Below are 22,010 nucleotides of genomic sequence, written 5' to 3' on the forward strand. Positions count from 1 at the left end.
CGTGACCAATGCTGAATAAAATGTATGATTGGATTGATGAGCGGCTAGATATAACGCCATTGTGGCGAGACATCGCTGATCATGAGGTCCCAGAGCATGTAAACCCTGCCCATCACTTCTCGGCATTTGTTTATTGTTTTGGGGGATTGACGTTCTTTATCGTTGTCATTCAGATTCTATCTGGCATGTTCTTGACGATGTATTATGTTCCGGATATCGAGAATGCATGGAATTCTGTTTATTTCCTGCAGAATGAAGTGGCTTTTGGACAAATTGTCAGGGGGATGCATCACTGGGGAGCTAGTGTGGTAATCGTCATGATGTTCTTACATACAATGCGCGTGTTCTTCCAGGGTGCTTATAAAAAGCCGCGTGAATTAAACTGGATCGTGGGAGTACTTATTTTCTTTATCATGCTTGCTTTAGGATTGACTGGTTACCTTCTTCCTTGGGATATGAAAGCGCTATTTGCAACCAAGGTTACATTAACAATCATCGACTCTGTTCCATTTATCGGACCATATTTGATGACGCTGTTAGCTGGTGACCCGACAATCATCGGAGCCCAAACGCTGACCCGTTTCTTTGCGATTCACGTATTCTTCTTGCCTGCAGCCTTGATTGGGCTGATTGCAGCTCACTTTCTGATGATTCGTAAGCAAGGAATTTCCGGACCGCTATAAGATTCGGTCTTTAGAACAAGAATTGTAAAGAAGGAGGGGATATCCATATGCATCGTGGTAAAGGTATGAGATTTGTAGGTGACTCAAGAATTAGTGCTGACAGAAAGCCGAATATTCCTAAGGATTATTCTGAGTATCCAGGAAAGACAGAAGCTTTCTGGCCGAACTTCCTGTTAAAGGAATGGATGGTTGGCGCCGTTTTCTTAATCGGTTTCTTATGTTTGACGGTAGCGCATCCATCCCCGCTTGAGAGGATAGCAGACCCGACAGATACGGGCTATGCTCCGCTGCCTGACTGGTATTTCATGTTTTTATACCAGCTGCTTAAATATTCGTATGCATCTGGGCCGTATAACTTGATTGGTGCTCTTGTCATTCCAGGTTTAGCTTTTGGTGCATTATTACTTGCTCCATTCTTGGACAGGGGACCGGAAAGACGCCCTGCAAAGCGTAAGTTTGCGGTAGGCTTTATGCTTTTAGCGTTTGCTGGAGTTTTCTATTTGACGTGGGAGACCGTTTCTACACATGATTGGGCAGCGGCTAAATTGCAAGGACAAATCATTGATGATTCAGCTATCGATAAAGATTCTGATGGGTATAAGATTTATCAGGATCAAGGATGTATCAGCTGTCATGGTGACTCTCTTCAAGGAGGAGCAGGACCAAAGCTTCTTGGTACTGAATTGGAGGTTGACCAAATCTCTGAGATTGCGGTAAATGGTACAGAGAGTGGGAAAATGCCTGGTGTCTTCAAGGGTACAGAAGAAGAATTGAAAACACTTGCTGAGTTTATTAAAGGTGCCAATGCAGGCGGTGGCGAGCAAACAAGCACAGAGACAGAATAATCCTATCTGATTTCGTCCAATCGGGGGCATTTTTGATAGTTGATAAGAGGGCTTCAGAATAGCTGCTATTCTGAAGCCCTTTGCCGTTCACAGTGGATTTGCGAAGTATTTAGGCTGCCCTGCTGCTGATGATGTCTTGCCTATATAGATAATTGGAGGTTGCCAGTATTAGAGCCTAAACGCTATCATGAAAGAATGACAGCATATTAATTTGGAGGATTTCAATTTATTATGAGAAATTGGCTATATGCATTTCTTTCGAATCGACTCGTCCTATGGACGATTCTAATCATCAATATTTTAGGAACCATCTATGGGTACTATTGGTATAAAGGGCAGTTGGAAGCAACGCCGCTTCAATTCCTTTTGTTTGTTCCAGATAGTCCGACTGCAAGCCTGTTCTTTGTCATTGCACTTGCAGGAATCATGATGGGGAGAAATTTTGGCTTGTTCGAGGCGCTTGCGGTTGTGTCCTTATTTAAATATGGGATATGGGCTGTTGTGATGAACCTATTCTCCTTTGCAGTGGATGGGTCATTTTCCTTGATCGCCCTCATGCTTATTCTATCTCATGGTGCTATGGCTTTGGAGGGGCTGTTGTTTGCTCCATATTTTCGGGTGAAGCCATGGCATTTAGTGACGGCGGCCATTATCCTTGTCCATAATGAAATCATCGATTATGTATTTGGAATGATGCCGACGTACAGTGTGCTCCATCTATATATGGATGAAATCGGCTATTTCACTTTTTGGCTTAGCATTTTATCAATTGGAGTGGGGTATTATACGACTGTTCGGAAAGGAAGGGCAATTTATACGCTTCCCTCACGATAAGCAATATTTAAGGTTCTTGCCTTGTCCCTTTTCACATACATATTAGTATGGTGAGGAGGGACATTTTTTATGAAGTTGCTAAAGGGGGTCATTGGATCCGTTATTATTGTCGCATCGCTATCCATTCAGGCAATCGCCGCCAGTCCTGCAGAAGATAAAGCCATTGAAACGATTGCTGACCAATCCCTGCAGTTTGTGAAGGTTGATCGGAGGCAGGAAGCCGAGGAATTGCTCAATGTGTTCTCAGAGAGATTTTTGGATATGGCTTCACAGGGTAATCAATATTCAATGGATGAGATCAATATTGTGACCATTGCCCTTGAGGATGCGATGAATGCCGTTCAGGATACAGAGAAGTCGAATCAGGAAGCCGTAAACGAGATGACAAAATTCAGATTAGCCTTTGATGCTGTTAGTCATGATAAGAGTCCCTTATGGACAAAGATGAGAGGACAGATTCTCGAAGCTGTAAAGGATACGCGTGAAGCTGTGAAAAATCAGGATTCCGTTGTCTTTCAGGAGGAATTGAATCGTTTGTTAAATATATATATTATTCTGTATCCATCTTTGAAAATCGATGTTACTCCAGAAAAATTTCAGCAAGTGGATGCTCATTTGAAATTCATAGACCAATACCGTCCGCAAGTATTCTCTGACAGCAGTGAACAGAAAGATATGGCTTCATTGGAGGGGCAGCTGAGGGATATATTTGACGAGGCAGAGAAGGATGATACAGACCCGTCACTCTGGTGGGTAATCATCTCGACAGGCAGTATTATCTTAATGACATTATCTTATGTGGGCTTCCGCAAGTACAAGGCGCGTGAGGAGATTACCTTTACGAAGAAGAAGAATCGCGATATTTGATAAAATTTTGAAAAGTATCAATCCATTGACAGATAAATGGTTTCATTATTACAATAATATTAATCACATTAAAAATGGAGGATATTGATGGCGTTTCTAATTTACTTTATCTTGATCTTGCTTATACCGCTTTTCGCTCAAATGAAAGTCAAGAGTGCCTATTCTAAATACTCAAAGGTTCCGGCTTCCAATGGATATACCGGGGCAGAGGTGGCACGAAAAATATTGGACGAAAATGGATTGTATAATGTCAAAATTGAAGAAACACATGGTGTATTAAGTGACCATTATGATCCGACAGCAAAGGTTGTCAGATTATCCTCTGACATTTACCATGGACATTCTCTTGCTGGTACTGCGGTAGCAGCCCATGAGGTTGGTCATGCCATTCAGGACAAAGAGGATTACACATTTATGCGTATTCGTCATAAATTAGTTCCTGTTGCAAATATCGGATCGAATTTCTCTTGGATTTTGATTATTGCAGGGATGATCTTCAGTATCTATAATCTTGCTTTGCTCGGTGTGCTATTCATGGCAGCGGCAGTCCTGTTCCAATTTGTGACCTTGCCAGTAGAGTTTAATGCTTCTAATCGTGCCATGCAGCAAGTAGTTGCACTTGGCGTTATTGATGCAGGGGAAGAACGAGAAACGAAGAAGGTTCTTGACGCGGCAGCATTAACATATGTTGCGGCTGCAGCTGTAGCTCTTCTGGAATTGCTTCGTTTTGTGTTAATGTTAACCGGTATGAATAATGACGATTAAAAAAAGAGGGAAGTTCAACTTCCCTCTTTTTTGTGCTGTTAATGCTCGAGCGGGTTTTTGTTCTCATCTAAGGTAAAGCCTTCGCCGAGAACATCATGAACGACTGAGACTGATACGAAGGCGTGCGGGTCAACAGACGTTATCAGATTCTTGAGGCGGACAATTTCATTCTTACCGACGACGCAGTAGATGACATCTTTTTCAAGCTTAGAAAAGGAACCGTATCCTTTTAGAAGTGTGACGCCGCGGTCCATTTCTTCGTTGATTTTTTGAGCAATCTCTTTATTGGATTCACTGATAATAAAGGCTCCTCTGGCTGCATATGCACCTTCCTGAATGAAATCAATAACGCGGCTCCCAATAAACACAAGAACGAGTGTGTACATGGCTTCCTTATAATCAAGGTACGTTGCCAGTGATAGGGTAATGACACAGAAATCAAAGATGAACATGGTTTTTCCCATGCTGTAGCCTTTGTACTTAAAGACAAGCCGTGCAATAATATCAACTCCCCCGGTAGTCCCGCCATAGCGGAAGATAATTCCGAGTCCGACCCCGATGAAGACGCCTGCGAACAGGGCTGCAAGCATAAGGTCGTCTTTTAGTGGGATATGGAGCTGATATTTTTCGAATATCGCGATAAAAATAGATAGTCCAACCGTTCCAATGATTGTATAGATGAACGTTTTTCTTCCTAATAATCGATAGCCAATGAAGAAAAGGGGCAGATTAAGCAAAATGTTGGAAATGGACGGGCTTAATCCGGTCAAATTATAAATGAGGAGGGTAATACCAGTGAAACCGCCCTCAGCTAACTGATTTTGCATGTTAAAATGCACGACACCAAAGGCCATGATGGCTGAACCGATCAAGATAAACAAAATATTCTTGAGTTTTAGGTTGAAAATCATATGTAATCCCACTTCCTTGCTATCCGTTATTAATTATGGTGTACAATTGAGATAAGATTATGTCAATTATGCCCTAATGAATTTTATCATATGTGTGGATTGCTCGGGAATAGTTAAATGAGCTAACATAGAAGAAGTGAGCAAAGAAATGGATGTGTAACGAATGGAAACAAAAAAAACAATGGAAGAAATGCAGCAAGAGGTGGACCGCTATATCGGGCAGTTTAAGGAAGGGTATTTCAGCCCTCTTGCGATGACAGCAAGACTTACAGAGGAGCTGGGGGAGCTTGCTCGTGAAATCAACCACCATTACGGAGAAAAACCGAAGAAGTCAACGGAAGAAGAGAAGGCGATTGAAGAGGAGATGGGCGATGTTTTATTCGTGCTGATCTGCATGGCCAACTCACTTGGCGTAGACCTTGCACATGCTCATGATCTTGTAATGGATAAATTCCGGACGAGAGACCGTGATCGCTGGACAAGAAAGGATGAACAAAATGATTAAAGTAATTATTGCCGGACCAAGAGGAAAGATGGGCAGGGCGGCTGTCCAAATGGTACAAGAGACAGACCACTTCCAATTAATTGCTGTGCTTGACCGTAAAAATGGCGGAAAGCACTTAAATGAACTTGAAGGGTTTGCCGGTGTTGGCGAGGATGTCCCAGTTTATGATGATCATGAACAATGCTTCTCAACCCTTCAAGCAGACGTGTTAATAGATTTAACAACCCCAGAGGTTGGTAGAATACATACATTATCAGCCCTATCACATGGTATCCGTCCTGTGGTTGGGACAACCGGCTTTTCAGACGAGGATCTTGAAGAGCTGCGTACATTGACAAAGGAAAAGGGAATCGGCTGTATTATTGCGCCAAACTTCGCTATCGGGGCTATTTTGATGATGAAATTTGCACAAAATGCCGCAAAATACTTCCAAGATGTCGAAATAATTGAGATGCATCATGATCAAAAGCTTGATGCGCCTTCTGGTACAGCAATCAAAACGGCTCAATTGATTTCTGAAGAACGTTCTGCCAAGAAGCAAGGACACCCGAATGAAAAAGAAACGATTGCTGGAGCGCGAGGGGCAGATTTCGACGGCATGCGAATTCACAGCGTACGTTTACCGGGCTTGATTGCCCATCAAGAAGTCATGTTTGGAGGAGAAGGGCAAACATTGACGCTTCGTCATGATTCCTATGACCGTAAATCATTTATGTCTGGTGTTAGGGTATCTGTTGAAACGGTTATGAAATTAGATCAGCTTGTGTATGGGTTGGAAAATATTCTCGATTAAATGGAGGTATAAACGATGAAGATCGCTCTAATTGCACATGATAAGAAAAAGGACGACATGATTCAATTTGCGATTGCGTACAAGCATATCTTAAGTAAGCAGCAGCTCTTTGCTACCGGCACGACAGGTCTGAAAATCATGGAGGCAACAGGACTGCCGGTTCATCGTTATCAATCCGGACCGCATGGCGGAGACCAGCAAATTGGAGCGATGGTGGCTCAGAATGATATTGATGCCATCATTTTCTTCCGCGATCCATTAACCGCGCAGCCTCATGAACCGGATGTTTCAGCCCTGCTCCGTTTAGCGGATGTTTATTCCATTCCGCTTGCGACAAATATGGGTACGGCTGAGCTCATCATTCATGGAATTGACCGAGGAGATCTTAAATGGAGAACGATTGTAAGGGAAAAGGAGTAAATCACCTAGAATGAAAATAGATCTATTATGTTTTGGCGCTCATTCCGATGATGTAGAACTTGGAATGGGCGGCACATTAGCAAAATATACACAGCAAGGAAAAACGGCGGTTATCTGCGATTTAACAGAAGCAGAGCTATCTTCGAATGGCACGCCGGAAAATCGAAAGAAGGAAGCACAGGCAGCTGCTGAAGTACTCGGCGTGAAGGAGCGAATCAATCTGAATATGGGAGACAGGAATCTCTTCATAACGCCGGATAATATCGCGAAGGTAGCGGCAGTCATACGTCGTTATCAGCCGGAACTAATCTTTGCTCCTTATCATATCGATCGTCATCCCGATCATGGGCGGGTAAGTCAATTAGTCTTCGAGGCAGTCTTTTCAGCAGGAATCCGGAAATATACTGACCAAGACGGGCAGGAATCTCATAAACCAACAGCTGTATATGAATATATGATTAACAGCTTCCATAAGCCTGACTTCTGCGTGGACATCAGCAGCAGCTTTGACAAGAAGATTGAAGCGCTGAAATGCTATCGTTCCCAATTCGAACGCTCTCGTGACGGTGTTATTACGCCATTGACAGAAGGATATTTAGAAGCAATTGAAGGACGTGAGAGAGCGTATGGACGTGATGCCGGCGTTCTTTTTGCTGAAGGGTTCAAAACAACAAAACCGCTCATTCTTGATGCGGATTTATTTGGAGCGTCAAAATGAAGAAATTGAAAATAGGGATTGTTTGCTACCCGACTGTCGGCGGATCCGGCATATTGGCCACAGAGCTTGGCATCACGCTGGCAAAGCGCGGCCATGAAATTCATTTCATTACTTCAAGCATGCCGTTTCGTCTTAATAAACGGTATTCCAATATTTACTTCCACCAGGTAGAGGTCAATCAATATGCAGTATTTCAATACCCTCCATATACATTGTCCTTGGCGAGCAAAATTGCGGAGGTAGTGAAAAATGAAGGCCTCGATCTCATTCATGCCCATTATGCGATGCCGCATGCGGTCTGTGGCATATTGGCAAAACAGATGACGAGCGAGCGGCTGAAAGTGGTCACAACCTTGCATGGAACAGATATTACGGTACTTGGATATGATTCCTCGATGCAGGACATGATTAAGTTTGCGATTGAAAAATCAGATGCCGTAACAGCTGTATCGAACGCACTTGTGCAGGAGACCTATGATTTAATACAGCCTGAGAAAGAAATCAAAACCATTTATAATTTCATTGATTATCCAGCACTCAAGGACAATTCCGAGATGGACTTGAAGGCTGAGCTGAATATTAAGGAAGAAGAAAAGGTCGTCATCCATGTATCCAATTTCCGTAAGGTGAAACGGATTCCGGATATTCTGCATTCATTTGCTGAAGTAGCAAAGCGTATGCCATGTAAGCTCATCCTAGTCGGTGACGGTCCTGAAATGGGAGCAGTCAATCGACAAATCAGCCAGCTTGGTATACGTGATCAAGTCATCCTGTTAGGGAAACAGGAAAATCTCCACGAGCTGTATGCGATAAGCGATGCCTGTGTCCTAATGTCAGAAAAGGAAAGCTTTGGCTTAGTCTTGCTTGAGGCAATGGTACATGGGGTTCCATGTCTCGGGACCAATATAGGGGGCATTCCAGAGGTGATTCAGGATGGTGTGAACGGGTATATTGTCGAGAAGGGCGATACAGCGCTTGCAGCGCAAAGACTGTATAAATTATTGAGTAATGATAAGAAAAGATTGGATATGGGAGAACAAGCGATTCGAATCGTCCGCGAGCATTTTGAAACGAACCGAATCGTTGACCAATATGAAGACTTGTATGCATCCATTCTATCAGAAGAGGGGCAAGGATGATGAAGAAGGAATTTGTACAAGCAGCTCCGGTTCTTTGTCAATTGCAGGAAAAAGGATATTTGGCCTATTTTGTCGGTGGTTCGGTACGAGATTCCATTATGGGTAAAGACATTCATGATGTTGACATTGCTACATCTGCCATGCCGCAGGAAGTGAAAGAGGTATTTGGCCATACAGTTGATGTCGGGATTGCGCATGGCACGGTTCTCGTCTTTCACGAGGGTGTGCCATATGAAGTCACGACATTTCGAACGGAGAGTACATATAAGGATTTCCGCCGCCCTGACCAAGTGGAGTTTGTCACCTCGCTTGAGGAGGATCTGAAAAGAAGGGACTTCACGATGAATGCAATTGCCATGGATAAGGATGGCACATTGTATGACCCATTTAAGGGGCATGAAGATATCGAACAGAAAACGATTCGCACTGTCGGGGAGCCGGACGAACGCTTTTCAGAGGATGCCCTGCGTATGGTTCGGGCTGTCCGTTTTATGAGTCAGCTTGGTTTTCAGATTGAGGAGAAGACATATCAAGCACTGCGGGAGAACTCACATTTACTCAGCCATATTGCTCAGGAGAGAAAAACAGCGGAATTCCAAAAGCTGTTGGCAGGTAAAAGGCCCAAGGAGGCACTCAGAGCTGCAGCGGCTTCTCAAATCCTTCATTATTATCCAGAGCTTGACCTCTTGGCTGAAAAGATGGATTCATTCCTTTCCCTCGATGTGGAGGCCTGTCAAACCTTTGAGGAATGGCTGGCAGTAATGGCCTTATTCTGTTCAAAGAGGGAGAGCATGTATAGAGAGTGGAAGCTTCCGAATGCAGTCATTAAAGGAATTAAAGTCTTGATTGAAGGATGTAAACAAAGGGAGAAAGCCTTCTATACCCGTTATCAATTATATGAGGCGGGCATCGAGACAGCCCATAGTGTTGAACGGGTATGGTCTGTCTATTCCAGCCAGCCTGCCGAGCATGACCACATCGATGATCTATACAATCAAATGCCTATTCAAAAAGAGACGCCGCTTTCGTTTTCTGGTACAGACCTAATTAAATGGACAGGTAAAAGGGGCGGCCCATGGATGAAGGACATGATGAGAGAAATCATTCAAGCCATGCTTGATGGAGAGATTGTCAATGAGAAGGAGTTTGTGAAACAATGGCTCATACAGGGGAACAAACGATAAAGAAACAATTGATTCATGCACTGACAAATGCAGGAGATGACTATATATCGGGACAGTATTTAGCCGATATTGCCGGTTGTTCCCGTACGGCTGTCTGGAAGCATATTGATGCCTTACGCAAAGAAGGCTATGAAATTGAAGCTATAAAGAAAAAGGGCTATCGTATCCTGCCTCGCAAGAACCGGTTAACCGAAACAGAAATCCTTATGGGACTTGAAACGGAGTTCATTGGAAGGTCCATCCACGCCTATGAAACGGTTCCAACCACGCAAACAATCGCAAGCGACCTAGCTGCTAAGGGAGCAGATAATGGAACGATTGTGATTAGTGAGGAGCAAACAGAAGGAAAGGGGAGATTACGGAGGACATGGTATTCCCCTCACCAAGGCGGGATTTGGATGAGTTTGATTGTAAAACCCGACATTCCCCCATACCATGCTCCGCGTCTGACCCTGCTGACGGCTGTGGCAGCTGTACTTGCAATAAGAGAGACTGGTGTGAATGCTGGAATTAAGTGGCCGAATGACGTGCTAGTGAACGGGAGGAAAATCGCTGGTATTCTGACTGAGATGCACGCTGAAGCAGACCAAATCCATTCGGTCATCATTGGAATCGGCATTAATGTTAATCAGGAGCGTCAAGATTTCAATGAGGATATTCAAAGCCTTGCCACCTCTCTTGCCATTGAGAAGGGAGAAATGCTAGATCGAGCACTCTTTTTGCAAAGATTTCTCAGCCGTTTTGAGCAGCTTTATCTGCTCTTTCTTGAGAAAGGGTTCCTCCCAATTAAAGAGCTGTGGGAAACATACTCCGTCACAATTGGTCAGCGAGTAACAGTTGCAACAGCCCAGTCATCATTCATAGGGCTTGCATCAGGAATCAATGAAGATGGTATTTTGATGGTGAAAGATGAACAGACGGGTGTGCAGCATCTTGTTTATTCCGGTGATATTACCATTCACCATATGTAAATTTAAAACAAAATAAAATAAAATGGTAAATTTTATCCCTTCCCGTTATAATGCATATGAGGGCAGTAGCGGAAACGACCTGCACCTTGTATGCGTTGTAAGTGGAAAGTTGATATTCTGCCTGTATCTTAGAAATAGGACCGGGACAGAGGGATAAAAGCCATTTTGCGGATTCAATCCTTCTGTAAAGAAGGATTTTTTTATGCGGATTCGGCTGTTTTTCTCTCCTCGGAATGTTAAGGAGGAAAAAAATGAAATTTGCTGCTGATTTTTGGAAAATGAAAGAAAAGGGAGAAAAAATCTCCATGCTGACAGCCTATGATTATCCATCTGCCAAGCTAGCTGAACAAGCTGGTGTAGACATGATTCTTGTTGGGGATTCATTGGGTATGGTTGTTCTTGGCTATGATTCTACTGTTCCAGTAACAATGGAGGATATGATCCATCATACAAAGGCTGTACGCCGGGGAGCGCCTAACACGTTCATCGTCGCTGATATGCCTTTCATGAGCTATCATGTGTCCATCGATGAAACATTGAAGAACGCGGCAAGGCTTCTTCAGGAGGCTGGAGCGGATGCGGTCAAGATTGAAGGGGCAGGTGATGTCCTGCTTAAGATCAAGGCTTTGACAGATGCTGGTATACCGGTCGTTGCCCATTTAGGATTAACTCCGCAATCGGTAGGTGTGCTTGGAGGATATAAGGTCCAAGGGAAAACAAAGGAAGCGGCCTTGCAATTAATGAGTGATTCGATTAAATGCCAGGAAGCCGGGGCAATAGCGCTTGTGCTTGAATGCGTTCCATACCAGGTCGGTGGAGAAATGACGAATAAGCTTATGATTCCGACAATTGGAATCGGGGCTGGAAATCAAACGGACGGACAGGTGCTTGTTTATCATGATGTCCTTCTTTATGGAGTTGGACGTGTGCCGAAGTTTGTTCAGTCTTATGCTGATTTAAATACAACGATAGGGGATGCCCTATCCAAACATATACAAGAAGTGAAGTCCGGCGCTTTCCCTTCAGAAAGCCATTCTTTTACGATGAAGGAAGAAGAGCTGCTTGCATTGTATGGGGGAGAAAAGTAAATAATGAAAATCGTAAATCGGATTGATGAATTGCGCACCATGTTAACAGAGGAAAAAACAGAGGGGAAAACAGTGGGGTTCGTCCCAACAATGGGCTATCTGCACGAGGGGCATTTATCGCTTATTCATGCAGCACGCAAAGAGAATGAGGTTGTCGTCATCAGTATCTTCGTCAATCCGCTTCAATTTGGACCTGGCGAGGATTTTGACCAATATCCGCGCGATATTGAACATGATGAAGCACTGGCCCGCGAGGCCGGAGTGGATTACTTGTTCTATCCGACAGTTGCTGAAATGTATGGTGAGCGTCCAACTGTTACGGTTAAGGTGCATGAACGGACAGACTGCCTATGCGGCAAATCTCGTCCTGGCCATTTTGACGGCGTAGCAACCGTGCTGACTAAGCTCTTTAATATTGTTGCTCCAACTCGTGCTTATTTTGGCTTGAAGGATGCCCAGCAGGTTGCGGTAGTTGAAGGGTTGATTCGAGACTTTAACTTCCCGATTGAGCTTGTTGGTGTCGATATTAAGCGAGAAGAAGACGGTCTTGCTTTAAGCTCTAGGAATGTGAATCTGACACCGGAAGAACGTACGGAGGCCGTGTACATTTCGAAAAGCTTACGCTTGATCAGAGAGGCCATTGAAAACGGATCCACACCTGCAGCTGCGCTAGCAGAGGGGATAGGCTATCTGCAAGGACATATTACGGGCTCGATTGATTACTTAGAGGCTCTATCGTATCCAGAGCTCAAATCAATCACAGATGTAAGAGAGACAATCATTGTCGCAGCAGCTGTCCAATACAGCAAGGTGCGCCTGATTGATAATGTCATCATAAAAAACGAACAACCAAGGGGGTAACGTCATGTATCGTACCATGATGAAAGGGAAGCTTCACAGAGCAACCGTAACGGAGGCTAATTTAAATTATGTAGGAAGCATCACGATTGATGAGGAATTGCTCGAAGCAGTTGATATGCTGCCAAACGAAAAGGTACAAATCGTCAATAATAATAATGGCGCGAGATTCGAAACCTACATCATTCCAGGTAAAAGAGGCAGCGGCGTAATTTGCTTAAATGGCGCTGCAGCACGACTTGTTCACGAGGGGGATAAAGTCATTATCATTTCCTACGGTTTAGTGCCAGAGGAAAAGGCTCGTACTCATCAGCCAAGAGTCGCTGTGCTGGATGAGAACAATACCATTACACAAATGATCGGCCTTGAGCCTGAAGCAACCATTCTATAAGATTGTTAGATAGGATAACACACTGCCGCTCCGCTCTATTAATGGCAGTGTGTTTTTTGTCGGTTAATTATCTGAATATTTATGCTAAAATAGCTGGAAAAGGAGGAAGAACGATGACCCATTATCACTCACACGTTGTGAAAGGCTATAAACAAATGGATATCCCGTTCACAATGGCTGGATTGACTGACAGAGCAGAACGGCTGGCGGTCCTTTTGCCTGGAGCTGGATATACAACAAAAGCGCCCCTATTTCATTATTCGTCCTCCATGTTTCTGGAAGAGGCCATGGATGTATTGGAGATTAATTACCCTTATCGTGATGACTTCTATCAAGATTTCTCATGGGAGGAGCTGACGGAGGCGATTCACTATGATGTAAACATGGTCCTTGACCATGTCTTGATGGATAAACCATACAGACAAATCATCATACTTGGCAAATCAATTGGGACGCTTTGTATGGATTCAATCCTTAGGAATGAATATGCTGAAGAAATGAAGGCCATTTGGGTAACTCCACTCTTGAAAGAGGAAGGGGTGCTGAATGCTCTCGCAGACGCTGCGTATCCCAGCCTATGTATCATTGGAGATAAGGACCCGAATTATACTCCGGAAGGATTGGAACGCATTGGCCGTAATCCGCTTGCAGCGGCAAGATTGTATCCAAATATGCATCATGGCCTTGAGCAAGAAGGACATATCCTTAATTCGATTGATCTTTTAAAGAGTATTATGAAGGACATAAAGACGTTTATCTAAATGAGGAATGATGGGAGTGAGACGAAGTTGTTCTATCAGGATGGCAGCATATCTGTCAGGGCCTTGGTGGAGCAGGACCTCGTGCTGCTGGCAAAATGGCTTTCAGACGATAAGGTACTGGAATTCTACGAAGGAAGAGATAATCGCTTTGATTATGACAAGGCAAAAATCACTTTCATGGATGCGAAGGATGAAGAGACAAAATGCATCGTGGAATATAGGAATCAGCCAATCGGCTATATTCAGTTCTATCCGGTTGATACTGTGGAACTTTTAGAATACGGCTTTGACAAAGAAACTACATATGGACTCGACCAATTCATTGGAGAGGTTGAATATTGGAATAGGGGCATTGGTGCCTCCCTTATTAAATCTATGGCCTCTTATTTGTTAAAAGAGAAAAGGGCTAAAAGAATCATCATGGACCCGCAAGCAAGGAATGAGCGGGCCATCAGATGCTATGAAAAATGCGGATTTAAGAAGGTGAAGCTGCTTTCGTCCCATGAGCTGCATGAAGGGGTCTACCAAGACTGCTGGCTGATGGAATACGTTAGCTGTAGCGAAGGAGCGGAAAAGTGAAGCAGCAAAAGAAAGCATGGCACAGCGGTGGCTATGCTTCTTTTTTTCATTTTTAGGCACTTGGAATCTGGCAGAATAGGGCTAAACAGGTAAGATGATAAATAGCAGAGTCAGCAGCTGGCTAGAGCCGCAAATGATTACTCCATTCCTTCTTATGTCTTTGATAATTAGTTTTCAATCTGCTATAAATGGAGTATCATGAATTCTAACAGAGAGGCTGGCATTCAGCCTTGCAGAAAAATGAACAAATGGCCGTGAACAGCGGCCTGTGACGGCTCCGGCTATGAACGGTGCCGATTGATATGATTTAAGCAGGTGTCAAACATGGAAAATAAATATGTAGTGGTCGATTTGGAAACAACGGGCAATAACTCGAAAGCCGGTGATCGAATTATCCAAATCGCTGCTATTGTTATCGAAAATGGGGAAATCACGTATCAATACTCATCGTACGTTAATCCAGAGAGGACGATTCCTTCTTTCATTCAGGAATTTACAGGCATCAAGGATGAAGATGTAAAATCTGCACCTACCTTTAAGGAAATTGCCCCATACATAGTAGGAATATTAGAAGAGGCTGTTTTTGTTGCTCATAATGTGCTCTTTGATTTGACGTTCCTTCAAGCAGAGCTCGAGCGGGTAGGCTATGAAATGTTTCTGGGATACACGGTAGATACCGTAGAGATGGCCAAGGTTATTTCGCCGAGGACTGATAGCTTCAAACTGGAGGATTTGAGCAAGGCATACGGCCATATACATGACTGCCCGCATCAAGCAGACAGTGATGCCTATGCCACAGCCCTGCTGTTCCTCGATTTTTATAAGGCGTTAAAGAGGCTGCCGAGACAGACGCTTAAATCTCTGTATCGGCTGTCCTATTCATTGAAGAGTGAATTAAAGGAAGTGCTGCTTGAGGTTTTGCAGGAGCAGGCACAGGTTTGCGAGCCTTGGAGACCAGATTTAGAAATATACAGAGGATTGGCATTGGTCCTTCCAAGGCAAGAGACCAACGTTTCCGCTATTCCTCAAGTGGACTCTAACATCTGCGGCTTCATACAAGATGTGTTCAAGTCCGGCGGTACCGCCTTCTTGGAGGACGGGACACGTGCGTTTTCGGACCATCTGGCAGCCTGTCATGATTTTGCTGAGAAAGAAGGAGAGCAAGTCCTTCTCACGACATATGGTGAACTGACAGAAGAAGAGCTAACAGCCTATATGCCTTTATCTGTTGAAAAATTAAAGCAGGAGACCAATTACCTCAGTCTGCCGAAATTCGAACAATCGTTAAGGCAGCGCGATCACAACTATGAGGTGGCAATGACAAAGATGCAAATCCTTGTTTGGCTGACCGAAACGGTTACAGGGGATATCAATGAGCTTAATCTTTCAAGTGCTGGCAGGGAGTATGCCAAAGAAGTGGCCCATCACCGCAGGCTTCATCCGAGATTATTGAAACCATGGACAGAGCGGGATTTCTATGGCAGACGGCTTGAGGCGGCTGCAAGGGCTAATGTGATTCTGACCACCCATGCTGATTTTGCAGAGAACCTGCTTCATGGAGGTTATTTAAATAAGCCAATTCATGTACTGATTGAAGAGGCAGATTCTTTTCCGGCTGTCCTGGCGGATAAGCTGGGAGTGGATATTAGTTATATGGATATGCGCAATATCGTCAATAAGGTTGGAAGTCTTGATAACCGTCATCTCCTTCACCAAGCTGTCTTGCTTGTTGAGGAAAAAACAGAGGTTCCGATTGACCGAAGACAGCTTGAGAAAGGGTTATGGCAGCTGTCCAATCAAATTGAACGATTTGCAGAAGAACTGATTACCTATGGTGAATTAAAGAGTGCTCTAAAAGAAGGTCAGATGACAGCGGTCAAATTACCGCGTAAAAGAAAAAATGTTTTATCTATTTATGAAGCGGCAAATGATTTGCGTCAATCGTTCATCATCCTTATGGACCTTTTTGTAGGCTGGGTTAAGGAACTGAATGAAGTTCCGGTTGAGAAATTGAAGAGAAGCCAGTTGAATATCATGGATGACCTGATGAAAATGCATGAACAGCTTGAAAGAATTTATCTGGGACTTGGACAAATGTTCCTAAAACAATCAGGAATGAATGAAACCTGGATTGAATGGAATAAGAGGGGCAGCCGTAATTCCCTTTCTGTCAAAAGCAAGCCAAGAACGATTGCCAAGTGGATGAAGGAAAATATTCTTGAGAAGAAGACGATTCTCTTTGCATCAGACGTGCTTGCTATTCGTGACTCATTCCACTATTTCGCTGCCAAGGTGGGGTGTGAAGAGCCTGTGTATAAAACCTTGATTTTGGCTCCCGATAGAGCCATAAAGCTGGTCATCATTCAAGATACGTGCATGAAGAATGAACGGGAGCTTGGTTCGTTTTTTGATTGTGCGCAGGACTTCTTAAAGGAATTGATCCACAGCAGAGAGAGAAACATGATTTTCTTCTTTAATACGCCTTCCAGTCTTAAAAAAATGTATCTCGGGTTAAAGGAAACCATTGAGGAGAATGGATACCAGGCACTTGTTCAAGGGATTACCTCGGGCTCTGGGGCTAAATTGCTGAGAGGCCATATGGGAGCAGGGCGGTCCTTGTTGTTTGTCACCTATCCGGTGTGGGAAACAATACGTCATCTTTATGATGGACAATCAATAAAGGTGATGATGGAGGCACCGGCTGTCTCTAGGCAGCTCTTTTTACGCGAGGATGCTGATAAGGGGATACAGGAAGGAATGGAAATGCTCTTGGATATGAGCTTTAATATCAGACGCCATTTAACGGCAAAGATACCTGCGGGTCAGGGGGCCGGATGGGTTCTGTATGAGGATCCGCTTTTGGCGGCAAATCGTCAATTCTTCGCTGACTCCTTATCCTATTTATCTGTATCGGCCTTTGATAAAGAGGCCTATCTATGAGACCTTTATTTTTATCGAAAAATACAGAATTTATTAAGGCTCTCCCTATTTTATTTTGGTATAATGTGAACTAGATATGATTGTATGGAACGTAACCATTTGGGAGGAATTTTAGTGGATAGTAAGGTAGAGGTTTTATCAACAGTGAAGATTGGTTATACAAATGATTTGTATAAGATTGTAGATTCACTAAATCGTACCCTCAAACAAGAAAACCTAATGTTTGGTCTATCGTTAGACCCTAAGGATCATAATACGGCTGTATTCTCCATCTATCGGACGTAAATACAGCATGCGTAAGAGATTATTTGAAAGGATGCTAACATGAAAAAAGTTATATGGAGCATAATTATTTTGCTCTTGATTGGTACTGGGTTGCTGGTGCAGGCTATCTATGCCGGCGACCATGATAAACAGAATGCAAAAGAGAAAGCCGTTAAGACAGCAACGGAAACGGCGAATTTGACCGAAACGGCTGATTTTTATTTATATAACGGAAATGAGACATGGTCTGTCGTCACCGGCGTAAATGATGAAGGGAAAAAGGTTGGTGTTTGGATTCCGGATAACAAGAAGGAAGAGAGCAAGGTCTTAGCCTTATCTGAAGGTCTTTCTGAAAAGGAAGCCATCAGTCTTGTGAAGAATAAAAAGAAGGTCAAGAAGATTATGGCGGCCAATCTTGGAATGGAAAATGGCACAGCCTTATGGGAAATCATCTATAAAAATAACAACGACCTTTACGGGTATTACTACCTGAACTTCAAAACAGGTGATTTAATACGAAATTATGATAATTTGTAGGATGGAGATGAACCGGAGATGAAATTAGCAAAAAGAGTAGCAGCATTGACACCATCATCAACACTCGCCATTACGGCTAAAGCGAAGGAGTTAAAGGCACAAGGTCTTGACGTCATCGGGCTGGGTGCAGGGGAACCGGATTTCAATACGCCCGTAAACATATTAGAGGCGGCAAAGAAATCAATGGATGAGGGACAGACGAAATACACTCCTTCTGCAGGGCTGCCAAGTCTTAGGAATTCCGTTGCCGACAAATTAAAACGAGACCAAGGGCTTGACTACAAGGCAAATGAGATTTTTATCGGATCAGGGGCTAAGCACGCTTTATATACATTATTCCAAGCCATTCTAGATGAAGGGGATGAGGTTCTGATTCCAACACCGTATTGGGTGAGTTATCCAGAACAGGTGAAATTGGCTGATGGTACCCCTGTTTACATTGAAGGCAAGGAAGAGAACGAGTTTAAGATTACTCCGGAGCAAATTAAAGCAAGCGTGAGTGATCGGACGAAGGCAATCATTCTCAATTCTCCAAGCAATCCAACCGGAATGATTTATTCGCCTGAGGAGCTGCAAGCAATCGGGGATGTATGTCTTGAGAACGATATCTTAATCGTGTCTGATGAAATCTATGAAAAGCTTGTTTATCATGGCAGCAAGCATGTCTCTATTGCTCAGCTATCTCCGGAATTGAAGAAACAGACAATCATCATAAATGGCGTCTCTAAATCACACTCGATGACGGGGTGGAGAATAGGCTATGCCGCTGGGGACGAGGCAATTATTAAGGCTATGACCAACCTTGCGAGCCATAGCACATCCAACCCGACAACAACAGCGCAATATGCGGCCATTGAAGCCTATAATGGACCTCAGGAGGCCGTTCAGGAAATGAGAAACGCCTTCGAGAAACGTTTAGAAGCTATCTATGACCGTCTCTTGGAAATCCCCGGCTTAACGTGCATCAAGCCGAAAGGGGCGTTTTACTTATTCCCGAATGTATCCAAGACAGCTCAGCTTGCGGGATACAATGATGTGGATGACTTTGCGGCAGGGCTTTTGGAGAATGCCTTGGTGGCTGTTGTACCGGGCTCCGGCTTCGGTGCACCAAAGAATATTCGCCTAAGCTATGCAACATCTGAGGCAGCTCTTTCAGAGGCTGTGAAGCGCATGAAGAAGTATGTGGAAGAACGGATGCAACAATCTTAATCAAACATGCTTTTCAAGAAGGCTGGAAACCGCGCCAATCGGTGTGTTTCTGCCTTTTTTATTGGCCAGTGCCTATTCGCTGTGACAATAAATAAATTTTGTATTTGCTTGTCTATTTTTGTACTTGTATAATGGATGAGTACATAACCTGGTTTGGTTTAAGCTTTGGAGGGAAAAAACGTGAAATGTACTATAAATGAAGTTCATAAATATGTAAATGAAGAAGTGACAATCGGCGCATGGATCGCCAATAAACGCTCTTCCGGCAAAATTGCCTTCTTGCAGCTCCGTGATGGGACAGGCTTTATTCAAGGTGTCGTGGTAAAAGCAGAGGTAGATGAAGAATTATTCACATTAGCAAAGAAAGTGACCCAAGAAACGTCTGTATGGGTGAAGGGGATTGTGCAAGTTGACGAGCGCTCCCCATTCGGCTATGAATTATTGGTTACAGGCCTTGAGGTAATTGCTGAAGCGGTAGATTATCCGATCACACCGAAACAGCATGGAACGGAATTTTTGATGGACCATCGTCATCTGTGGCTCCGTTCTAAGCGTCAGCATGCGGTTATGAAAATCCGTAACGAAATCATTCGTGCGACTTATGAATTCTTTAATCAAGAAGGCTTTGTAAAGGTTGACCCGCCTATCCTGACAGGAAGTGCTCCTGAAGGGACTTCTGAGCTGTTTGCGACGAAATACTTTGATGAAGATGCTTATCTCTCTCAAAGTGGTCAGCTGTACATGGAAGCAGCAGCAATGGCGCTTGGAAAAGTATTCTCATTCGGACCAACTTTCCGTGCTGAGAAATCTAAGACAAGACGCCACTTGATTGAATTCTGGATGATTGAACCAGAGATGGCTTTTGTCGAATTTAACGAGAATTTAGAAGTGCAGGAACAATATGTTTCCTATATCGTTCAATCTGTTCTTAAGAACTGTGAGATTGAACTTAAAACATTGGGCAGAGATACATCTAAATTAGAGAATATCAAAGCACCATTCCCGCGTATCAGCTACGATGACGCCATTAAATTCCTTCATGAGAAAGGATTTGATGATATCCAGTGGGGCGATGATTTTGGTGCTCCGCATGAAACCGCGATTGCGGAAAGCTTTGACAAGCCGGTGTTCATCACACATTATCCAACAGGCATTAAGCCATTCTACATGCAGCCGGCTCCAGACCGTGATGATGTTGTGCTTTGCGCTGACTTGATTGCTCCGGAAGGGTATGGTGAAATCATCGGCGGCTCTGAACGGATTCATGATATGGATCTATTGAAGCAGCGTCTTGATGAGCATAACTTAAGCATGGAAGCGTACCAATGGTATTATGAATTAAGACAATACGGTTCAGTACCGCATTCCGGATTCGGGCTTGGTCTTGAAAGAACCGTTGCCTGGATCAGCGGCGTCGAGCATGTAAGGGAGACAATTCCATTCCCACGCTTGCTAAACCGTCTATATCCTTAATAAAGTGAAATAAGCTTGGCAATACTTTTATTGCCAGGCTTTCTTTTTTTGGTTCTATACTAAATGTTGGGGTGTCCACAAAAAACGGACATAAAAAAAGAGCACACATGCTCCACTTTTCTTATACTTGAATTGTCGAGAAACAAGTCGAAAAGGAGATGAGATGTGTGGAATTTTAACATAACATTGCCAGGTTTAGAAGACGTTAAGGTGATAAAGTCCAAGGTAAATGATCATGGTGTTTTTGAAATGACCGTGGAGATGCCCCTGACCCCGCATATTTGTCCAAGATGCGGCGAGAAAACAGGGAAGGTTCATGATTATCGCATCCAGTCCGTTCGACATCTGAAAATGGCGGAACGACCAACGATTCTCCAGTATCGTAAACGCCGGTATGCCTGTCAATGCGGGAAAAGGTTTGCCGAACAGAATCCGTTTGTCGATCGGTATCAACGCTTCTCAAAAGAATGGAACCAACAAGTACAAATACGAGCCATCAAAGCGAAGACATTCAAGGAAATCGCCGCTCAATATCACACATCCGTCAGTACCATCATCCGGCGGTTTGATGCCATTGTCCCGTCCTCCATGAAGGGGAAGTCAGCCTTACCAGAAGTGATTGCCATTGATGAATTCAAGGGGAATACAGGCAAGGAAAAGTACCAGCTCATCATCGCAAATGCCGAGACTCGCGAGCCAATTGACATCCTACCAAACCGGCGAAAGGACACCATCAAGGACTATTTGCGCCAATACGGCGCGAAGGTGAAAGTGGTGGTCATGGACATGAGCCAGGCCTTTAAAGCGGCGGTTCAACAGGCGTTGGATCGTCCCATCATTGTGGCGGATAGCTTTCACTTTGTGCGATATATGAATTGGGCGCTGGATCGGGTTCGAGTGAGGGAACAGGCCAGGTGGCATGAATATGACCGAAAGAAATGCAAGAAAGCCCGCTATATCTTTCATAAAGCTGCTCATAAATTAACGGAGAAAGACCAATGGCTTCTTCAGCGATACTTCAGCTTTTCCCCTGAGCTCCAGAAAGCGTATGAGCTCAAGGAAGCCTTTTATACTTGGTTTTATAAGGCAAAAGAAAATGGGATTGTGGAGACGCAGAAAGAACTTCGCAAGTTCTATCAGAAGGTAGAAGAGAGTGGCATTCCTGAATTGAGCAAGACAGTCCAAACGTATCGAAACTGGGAAAGAGAAATCTTAAATCGCTTCGAGTTCAATTACTCGAATGGGTTTGTGGAAGGCTTAAACAATTTGACAAAG

General features: G+C 43.8%; 24 protein-coding genes. 23 read left to right on the forward strand and 1 reads right to left on the reverse strand.

The features are described 5' to 3' along the window. Nucleotides 1-8 precede the first annotated feature (8 nt). From qcrB to AC622_RS07900, 5 genes are all read left to right on the forward strand, one after another. Nucleotides 9-683, forward strand: coding sequence for a menaquinol-cytochrome c reductase cytochrome b subunit (qcrB, locus tag AC622_RS07880; protein ID WP_049670571.1), 675 nt, complete (start codon nucleotides 9-11; stop codon nucleotides 681-683). Nucleotides 684-730: 47 nt separating this feature from the next. Then, complete coding sequence (locus AC622_RS07885) at nucleotides 731-1,528, forward strand: menaquinol-cytochrome c reductase cytochrome b/c subunit (protein ID WP_049670572.1); 798 nt, start codon at nucleotides 731-733, stop codon at nucleotides 1,526-1,528. A 231-nt stretch (nucleotides 1,529-1,759) separates the two neighbouring features. Beyond that, entirely contained in the window at nucleotides 1,760-2,362 is a 603-nt protein-coding gene (locus AC622_RS07890; protein ID WP_049670573.1) for a DUF1405 domain-containing protein, read from the forward strand. A 69-nt stretch (nucleotides 2,363-2,431) separates the two neighbouring features. Further along, the gene (locus AC622_RS07895) at nucleotides 2,432-3,229 is read left to right on the forward strand and encodes a sporulation protein YpjB (RefSeq protein ID WP_049670574.1); all 798 of its coding nucleotides are present in this window, start codon (nucleotides 2,432-2,434) and stop codon (nucleotides 3,227-3,229) included. 87 nt (nucleotides 3,230-3,316) lie between these two features. Next, nucleotides 3,317-3,994 carry a zinc metallopeptidase gene (locus AC622_RS07900; protein ID WP_049670575.1) on the forward strand — a complete coding sequence of 226 codons (678 nt, stop codon included), beginning with the start codon at nucleotides 3,317-3,319 and terminating at the stop codon, nucleotides 3,992-3,994. A 38-nt stretch (nucleotides 3,995-4,032) separates the two neighbouring features. Here the strand turns inward: AC622_RS07900 and AC622_RS07905 are convergent, their stop codons facing one another. Beyond that, nucleotides 4,033-4,905 (reverse strand): YitT family protein, encoded by an 873-nt coding sequence (locus AC622_RS07905; RefSeq protein WP_049670576.1) that lies wholly within the window; start codon nucleotides 4,903-4,905, stop codon nucleotides 4,033-4,035. Between the two features lie 163 nt (nucleotides 4,906-5,068). Here AC622_RS07905 and AC622_RS07910 point away from each other — a divergent pair, with 163 nt between their 5' ends. From AC622_RS07910 to AC622_RS07990, 18 genes are all read left to right on the forward strand, one after another. Beyond that, nucleotides 5,069-5,410 carry a nucleotide pyrophosphohydrolase gene (locus AC622_RS07910; RefSeq protein ID WP_049670577.1) on the forward strand — a complete coding sequence of 114 codons (342 nt, stop codon included), beginning with the start codon at nucleotides 5,069-5,071 and terminating at the stop codon, nucleotides 5,408-5,410. Next, nucleotides 5,394-6,203, forward strand: coding sequence for a 4-hydroxy-tetrahydrodipicolinate reductase (gene dapB, locus AC622_RS07915; protein WP_049670578.1), 810 nt, complete (start codon nucleotides 5,394-5,396; stop codon nucleotides 6,201-6,203). The genes AC622_RS07910 and dapB overlap by 17 nt, the downstream gene beginning before the upstream one ends. A gap of 15 nt (nucleotides 6,204-6,218) precedes the next feature. Then, nucleotides 6,219-6,623, forward strand: a complete 405-nt coding sequence (gene mgsA, locus AC622_RS07920; RefSeq protein WP_049670579.1) for a methylglyoxal synthase — start codon at nucleotides 6,219-6,221, stop codon at nucleotides 6,621-6,623. A 10-nt stretch (nucleotides 6,624-6,633) separates the two neighbouring features. Continuing rightward, the gene (gene bshB1, locus AC622_RS07925) at nucleotides 6,634-7,341 is read left to right on the forward strand and encodes a bacillithiol biosynthesis deacetylase BshB1 (protein ID WP_049670580.1); all 708 of its coding nucleotides are present in this window, start codon (nucleotides 6,634-6,636) and stop codon (nucleotides 7,339-7,341) included. Beyond that, the gene (gene bshA / locus AC622_RS07930; protein ID WP_049670581.1) at nucleotides 7,338-8,480 is read left to right on the forward strand and encodes an N-acetyl-alpha-D-glucosaminyl L-malate synthase BshA; all 1,143 of its coding nucleotides are present in this window, start codon (nucleotides 7,338-7,340) and stop codon (nucleotides 8,478-8,480) included. The genes bshB1 and bshA overlap by 4 nt, the downstream gene beginning before the upstream one ends. Continuing rightward, on the forward strand, nucleotides 8,477-9,664 hold the full coding sequence (locus AC622_RS07935; protein ID WP_049670582.1) for a CCA tRNA nucleotidyltransferase: 1,188 nt from the start codon (nucleotides 8,477-8,479) through the stop codon (nucleotides 9,662-9,664). Before bshA ends, AC622_RS07935 begins: the two co-directional genes overlap by 4 nt. Beyond that, nucleotides 9,637-10,635: a biotin--[acetyl-CoA-carboxylase] ligase gene (locus AC622_RS07940; protein ID WP_049670583.1), complete on the forward strand. Its 999-nt coding sequence runs from the start codon at nucleotides 9,637-9,639 to the stop codon at nucleotides 10,633-10,635. Before AC622_RS07935 ends, AC622_RS07940 begins: the two co-directional genes overlap by 28 nt. 251 nt (nucleotides 10,636-10,886) lie before the next feature. After that, nucleotides 10,887-11,723: a 3-methyl-2-oxobutanoate hydroxymethyltransferase gene (gene panB / locus AC622_RS07945; RefSeq protein WP_049670584.1), complete on the forward strand. Its 837-nt coding sequence runs from the start codon at nucleotides 10,887-10,889 to the stop codon at nucleotides 11,721-11,723. A 3-nt stretch (nucleotides 11,724-11,726) separates the two neighbouring features. Next, complete coding sequence (gene panC / locus AC622_RS07950; protein ID WP_049670585.1) at nucleotides 11,727-12,584, forward strand: pantoate--beta-alanine ligase; 858 nt, start codon at nucleotides 11,727-11,729, stop codon at nucleotides 12,582-12,584. A 4-nt stretch (nucleotides 12,585-12,588) separates the two neighbouring features. Further along, nucleotides 12,589-12,972, forward strand: coding sequence for an aspartate 1-decarboxylase (gene panD, locus AC622_RS07955; RefSeq protein ID WP_049670586.1), 384 nt, complete (start codon nucleotides 12,589-12,591; stop codon nucleotides 12,970-12,972). A gap of 113 nt (nucleotides 12,973-13,085) precedes the next feature. Next, on the forward strand, nucleotides 13,086-13,733 hold the full coding sequence (locus AC622_RS07960; protein ID WP_049670587.1) for an alpha/beta hydrolase: 648 nt from the start codon (nucleotides 13,086-13,088) through the stop codon (nucleotides 13,731-13,733). After that, on the forward strand, nucleotides 13,734-14,312 hold the full coding sequence (locus AC622_RS07965; protein WP_049670588.1) for a GNAT family N-acetyltransferase: 579 nt from the start codon (nucleotides 13,734-13,736) through the stop codon (nucleotides 14,310-14,312). It abuts the gene before it with no gap. A 324-nt stretch (nucleotides 14,313-14,636) separates the two neighbouring features. Beyond that, nucleotides 14,637-17,252, forward strand: coding sequence for an exonuclease domain-containing protein (locus AC622_RS07970; RefSeq protein ID WP_049670589.1), 2,616 nt, complete (start codon nucleotides 14,637-14,639; stop codon nucleotides 17,250-17,252). Nucleotides 17,253-17,366: 114 nt separating this feature from the next. After that, nucleotides 17,367-17,537, forward strand: a complete 171-nt coding sequence (locus AC622_RS20620) for a YpmA family protein (protein WP_082197068.1) — start codon at nucleotides 17,367-17,369, stop codon at nucleotides 17,535-17,537. A 39-nt stretch (nucleotides 17,538-17,576) separates the two neighbouring features. Further along, a complete protein-coding gene (locus AC622_RS07975) occupies nucleotides 17,577-18,053 on the forward strand; it encodes a cell wall elongation regulator TseB-like domain-containing protein (protein ID WP_049670590.1) in 477 nt (158 codons plus the stop codon). Nucleotides 18,054-18,071: 18 nt separating this feature from the next. Further along, nucleotides 18,072-19,262: a pyridoxal phosphate-dependent aminotransferase gene (locus tag AC622_RS07980; protein ID WP_049670591.1), complete on the forward strand. Its 1,191-nt coding sequence runs from the start codon at nucleotides 18,072-18,074 to the stop codon at nucleotides 19,260-19,262. A gap of 180 nt (nucleotides 19,263-19,442) precedes the next feature. Then, nucleotides 19,443-20,735: an asparagine--tRNA ligase gene (asnS, locus tag AC622_RS07985; protein ID WP_049670592.1), complete on the forward strand. Its 1,293-nt coding sequence runs from the start codon at nucleotides 19,443-19,445 to the stop codon at nucleotides 20,733-20,735. A gap of 165 nt (nucleotides 20,736-20,900) precedes the next feature. Further along, nucleotides 20,901-22,010, forward strand: a 1,110-nt coding sequence (locus tag AC622_RS07990) for an ISL3 family transposase (RefSeq protein WP_231589495.1), incomplete at its 3' end; no start/stop codon positions are given.

Source organism: Bacillus sp. FJAT-27916, from assembly GCF_001183965.1.
In the GTDB taxonomy this organism is placed as follows: Bacteria; Bacillota; Bacilli; order Bacillales; family Pradoshiaceae; genus Pradoshia.

Coding starts and splice junctions, on each gene's coding strand:
- AC622_RS07940 (WP_049670583.1), top strand. CDS start 9,637: ATGGCTCATACAGGGGAACAAACGATAAAGAAACAATTGATTCATGCA.
- AC622_RS07935 (WP_049670582.1), top strand. CDS start 8,477: ATGATGAAGAAGGAATTTGTACAAGCAGCTCCGGTTCTTTGTCAATTG.
- AC622_RS07885 (WP_049670572.1), top strand. CDS start 731: ATGCATCGTGGTAAAGGTATGAGATTTGTAGGTGACTCAAGAATTAGT.
- AC622_RS07965 (WP_049670588.1), top strand. CDS start 13,734: ATGAGGAATGATGGGAGTGAGACGAAGTTGTTCTATCAGGATGGCAGC.
- bshA (WP_049670581.1), top strand. CDS start 7,338: ATGAAGAAATTGAAAATAGGGATTGTTTGCTACCCGACTGTCGGCGGA.
- bshB1 (WP_049670580.1), top strand. CDS start 6,634: ATGAAAATAGATCTATTATGTTTTGGCGCTCATTCCGATGATGTAGAA.
- panD (WP_049670586.1), top strand. CDS start 12,589: ATGTATCGTACCATGATGAAAGGGAAGCTTCACAGAGCAACCGTAACG.
- AC622_RS07960 (WP_049670587.1), top strand. CDS start 13,086: ATGACCCATTATCACTCACACGTTGTGAAAGGCTATAAACAAATGGAT.
- AC622_RS07900 (WP_049670575.1), top strand. CDS start 3,317: ATGGCGTTTCTAATTTACTTTATCTTGATCTTGCTTATACCGCTTTTC.
- panC (WP_049670585.1), top strand. CDS start 11,727: ATGAAAATCGTAAATCGGATTGATGAATTGCGCACCATGTTAACAGAG.
- AC622_RS07895 (WP_049670574.1), top strand. CDS start 2,432: ATGAAGTTGCTAAAGGGGGTCATTGGATCCGTTATTATTGTCGCATCG.
- AC622_RS07970 (WP_049670589.1), top strand. CDS start 14,637: ATGGAAAATAAATATGTAGTGGTCGATTTGGAAACAACGGGCAATAAC.
- AC622_RS07975 (WP_049670590.1), top strand. CDS start 17,577: ATGAAAAAAGTTATATGGAGCATAATTATTTTGCTCTTGATTGGTACT.
- mgsA (WP_049670579.1), top strand. CDS start 6,219: ATGAAGATCGCTCTAATTGCACATGATAAGAAAAAGGACGACATGATT.
- qcrB (WP_049670571.1), top strand. CDS start 9: ATGCTGAATAAAATGTATGATTGGATTGATGAGCGGCTAGATATAACG.
- AC622_RS07910 (WP_049670577.1), top strand. CDS start 5,069: ATGGAAACAAAAAAAACAATGGAAGAAATGCAGCAAGAGGTGGACCGC.
- AC622_RS07905 (WP_049670576.1), bottom strand. CDS start 4,905: ATGATTTTCAACCTAAAACTCAAGAATATTTTGTTTATCTTGATCGGT.
- panB (WP_049670584.1), top strand. CDS start 10,887: ATGAAATTTGCTGCTGATTTTTGGAAAATGAAAGAAAAGGGAGAAAAA.
- AC622_RS07890 (WP_049670573.1), top strand. CDS start 1,760: ATGAGAAATTGGCTATATGCATTTCTTTCGAATCGACTCGTCCTATGG.
- dapB (WP_049670578.1), top strand. CDS start 5,394: ATGAACAAAATGATTAAAGTAATTATTGCCGGACCAAGAGGAAAGATG.
- AC622_RS07980 (WP_049670591.1), top strand. CDS start 18,072: ATGAAATTAGCAAAAAGAGTAGCAGCATTGACACCATCATCAACACTC.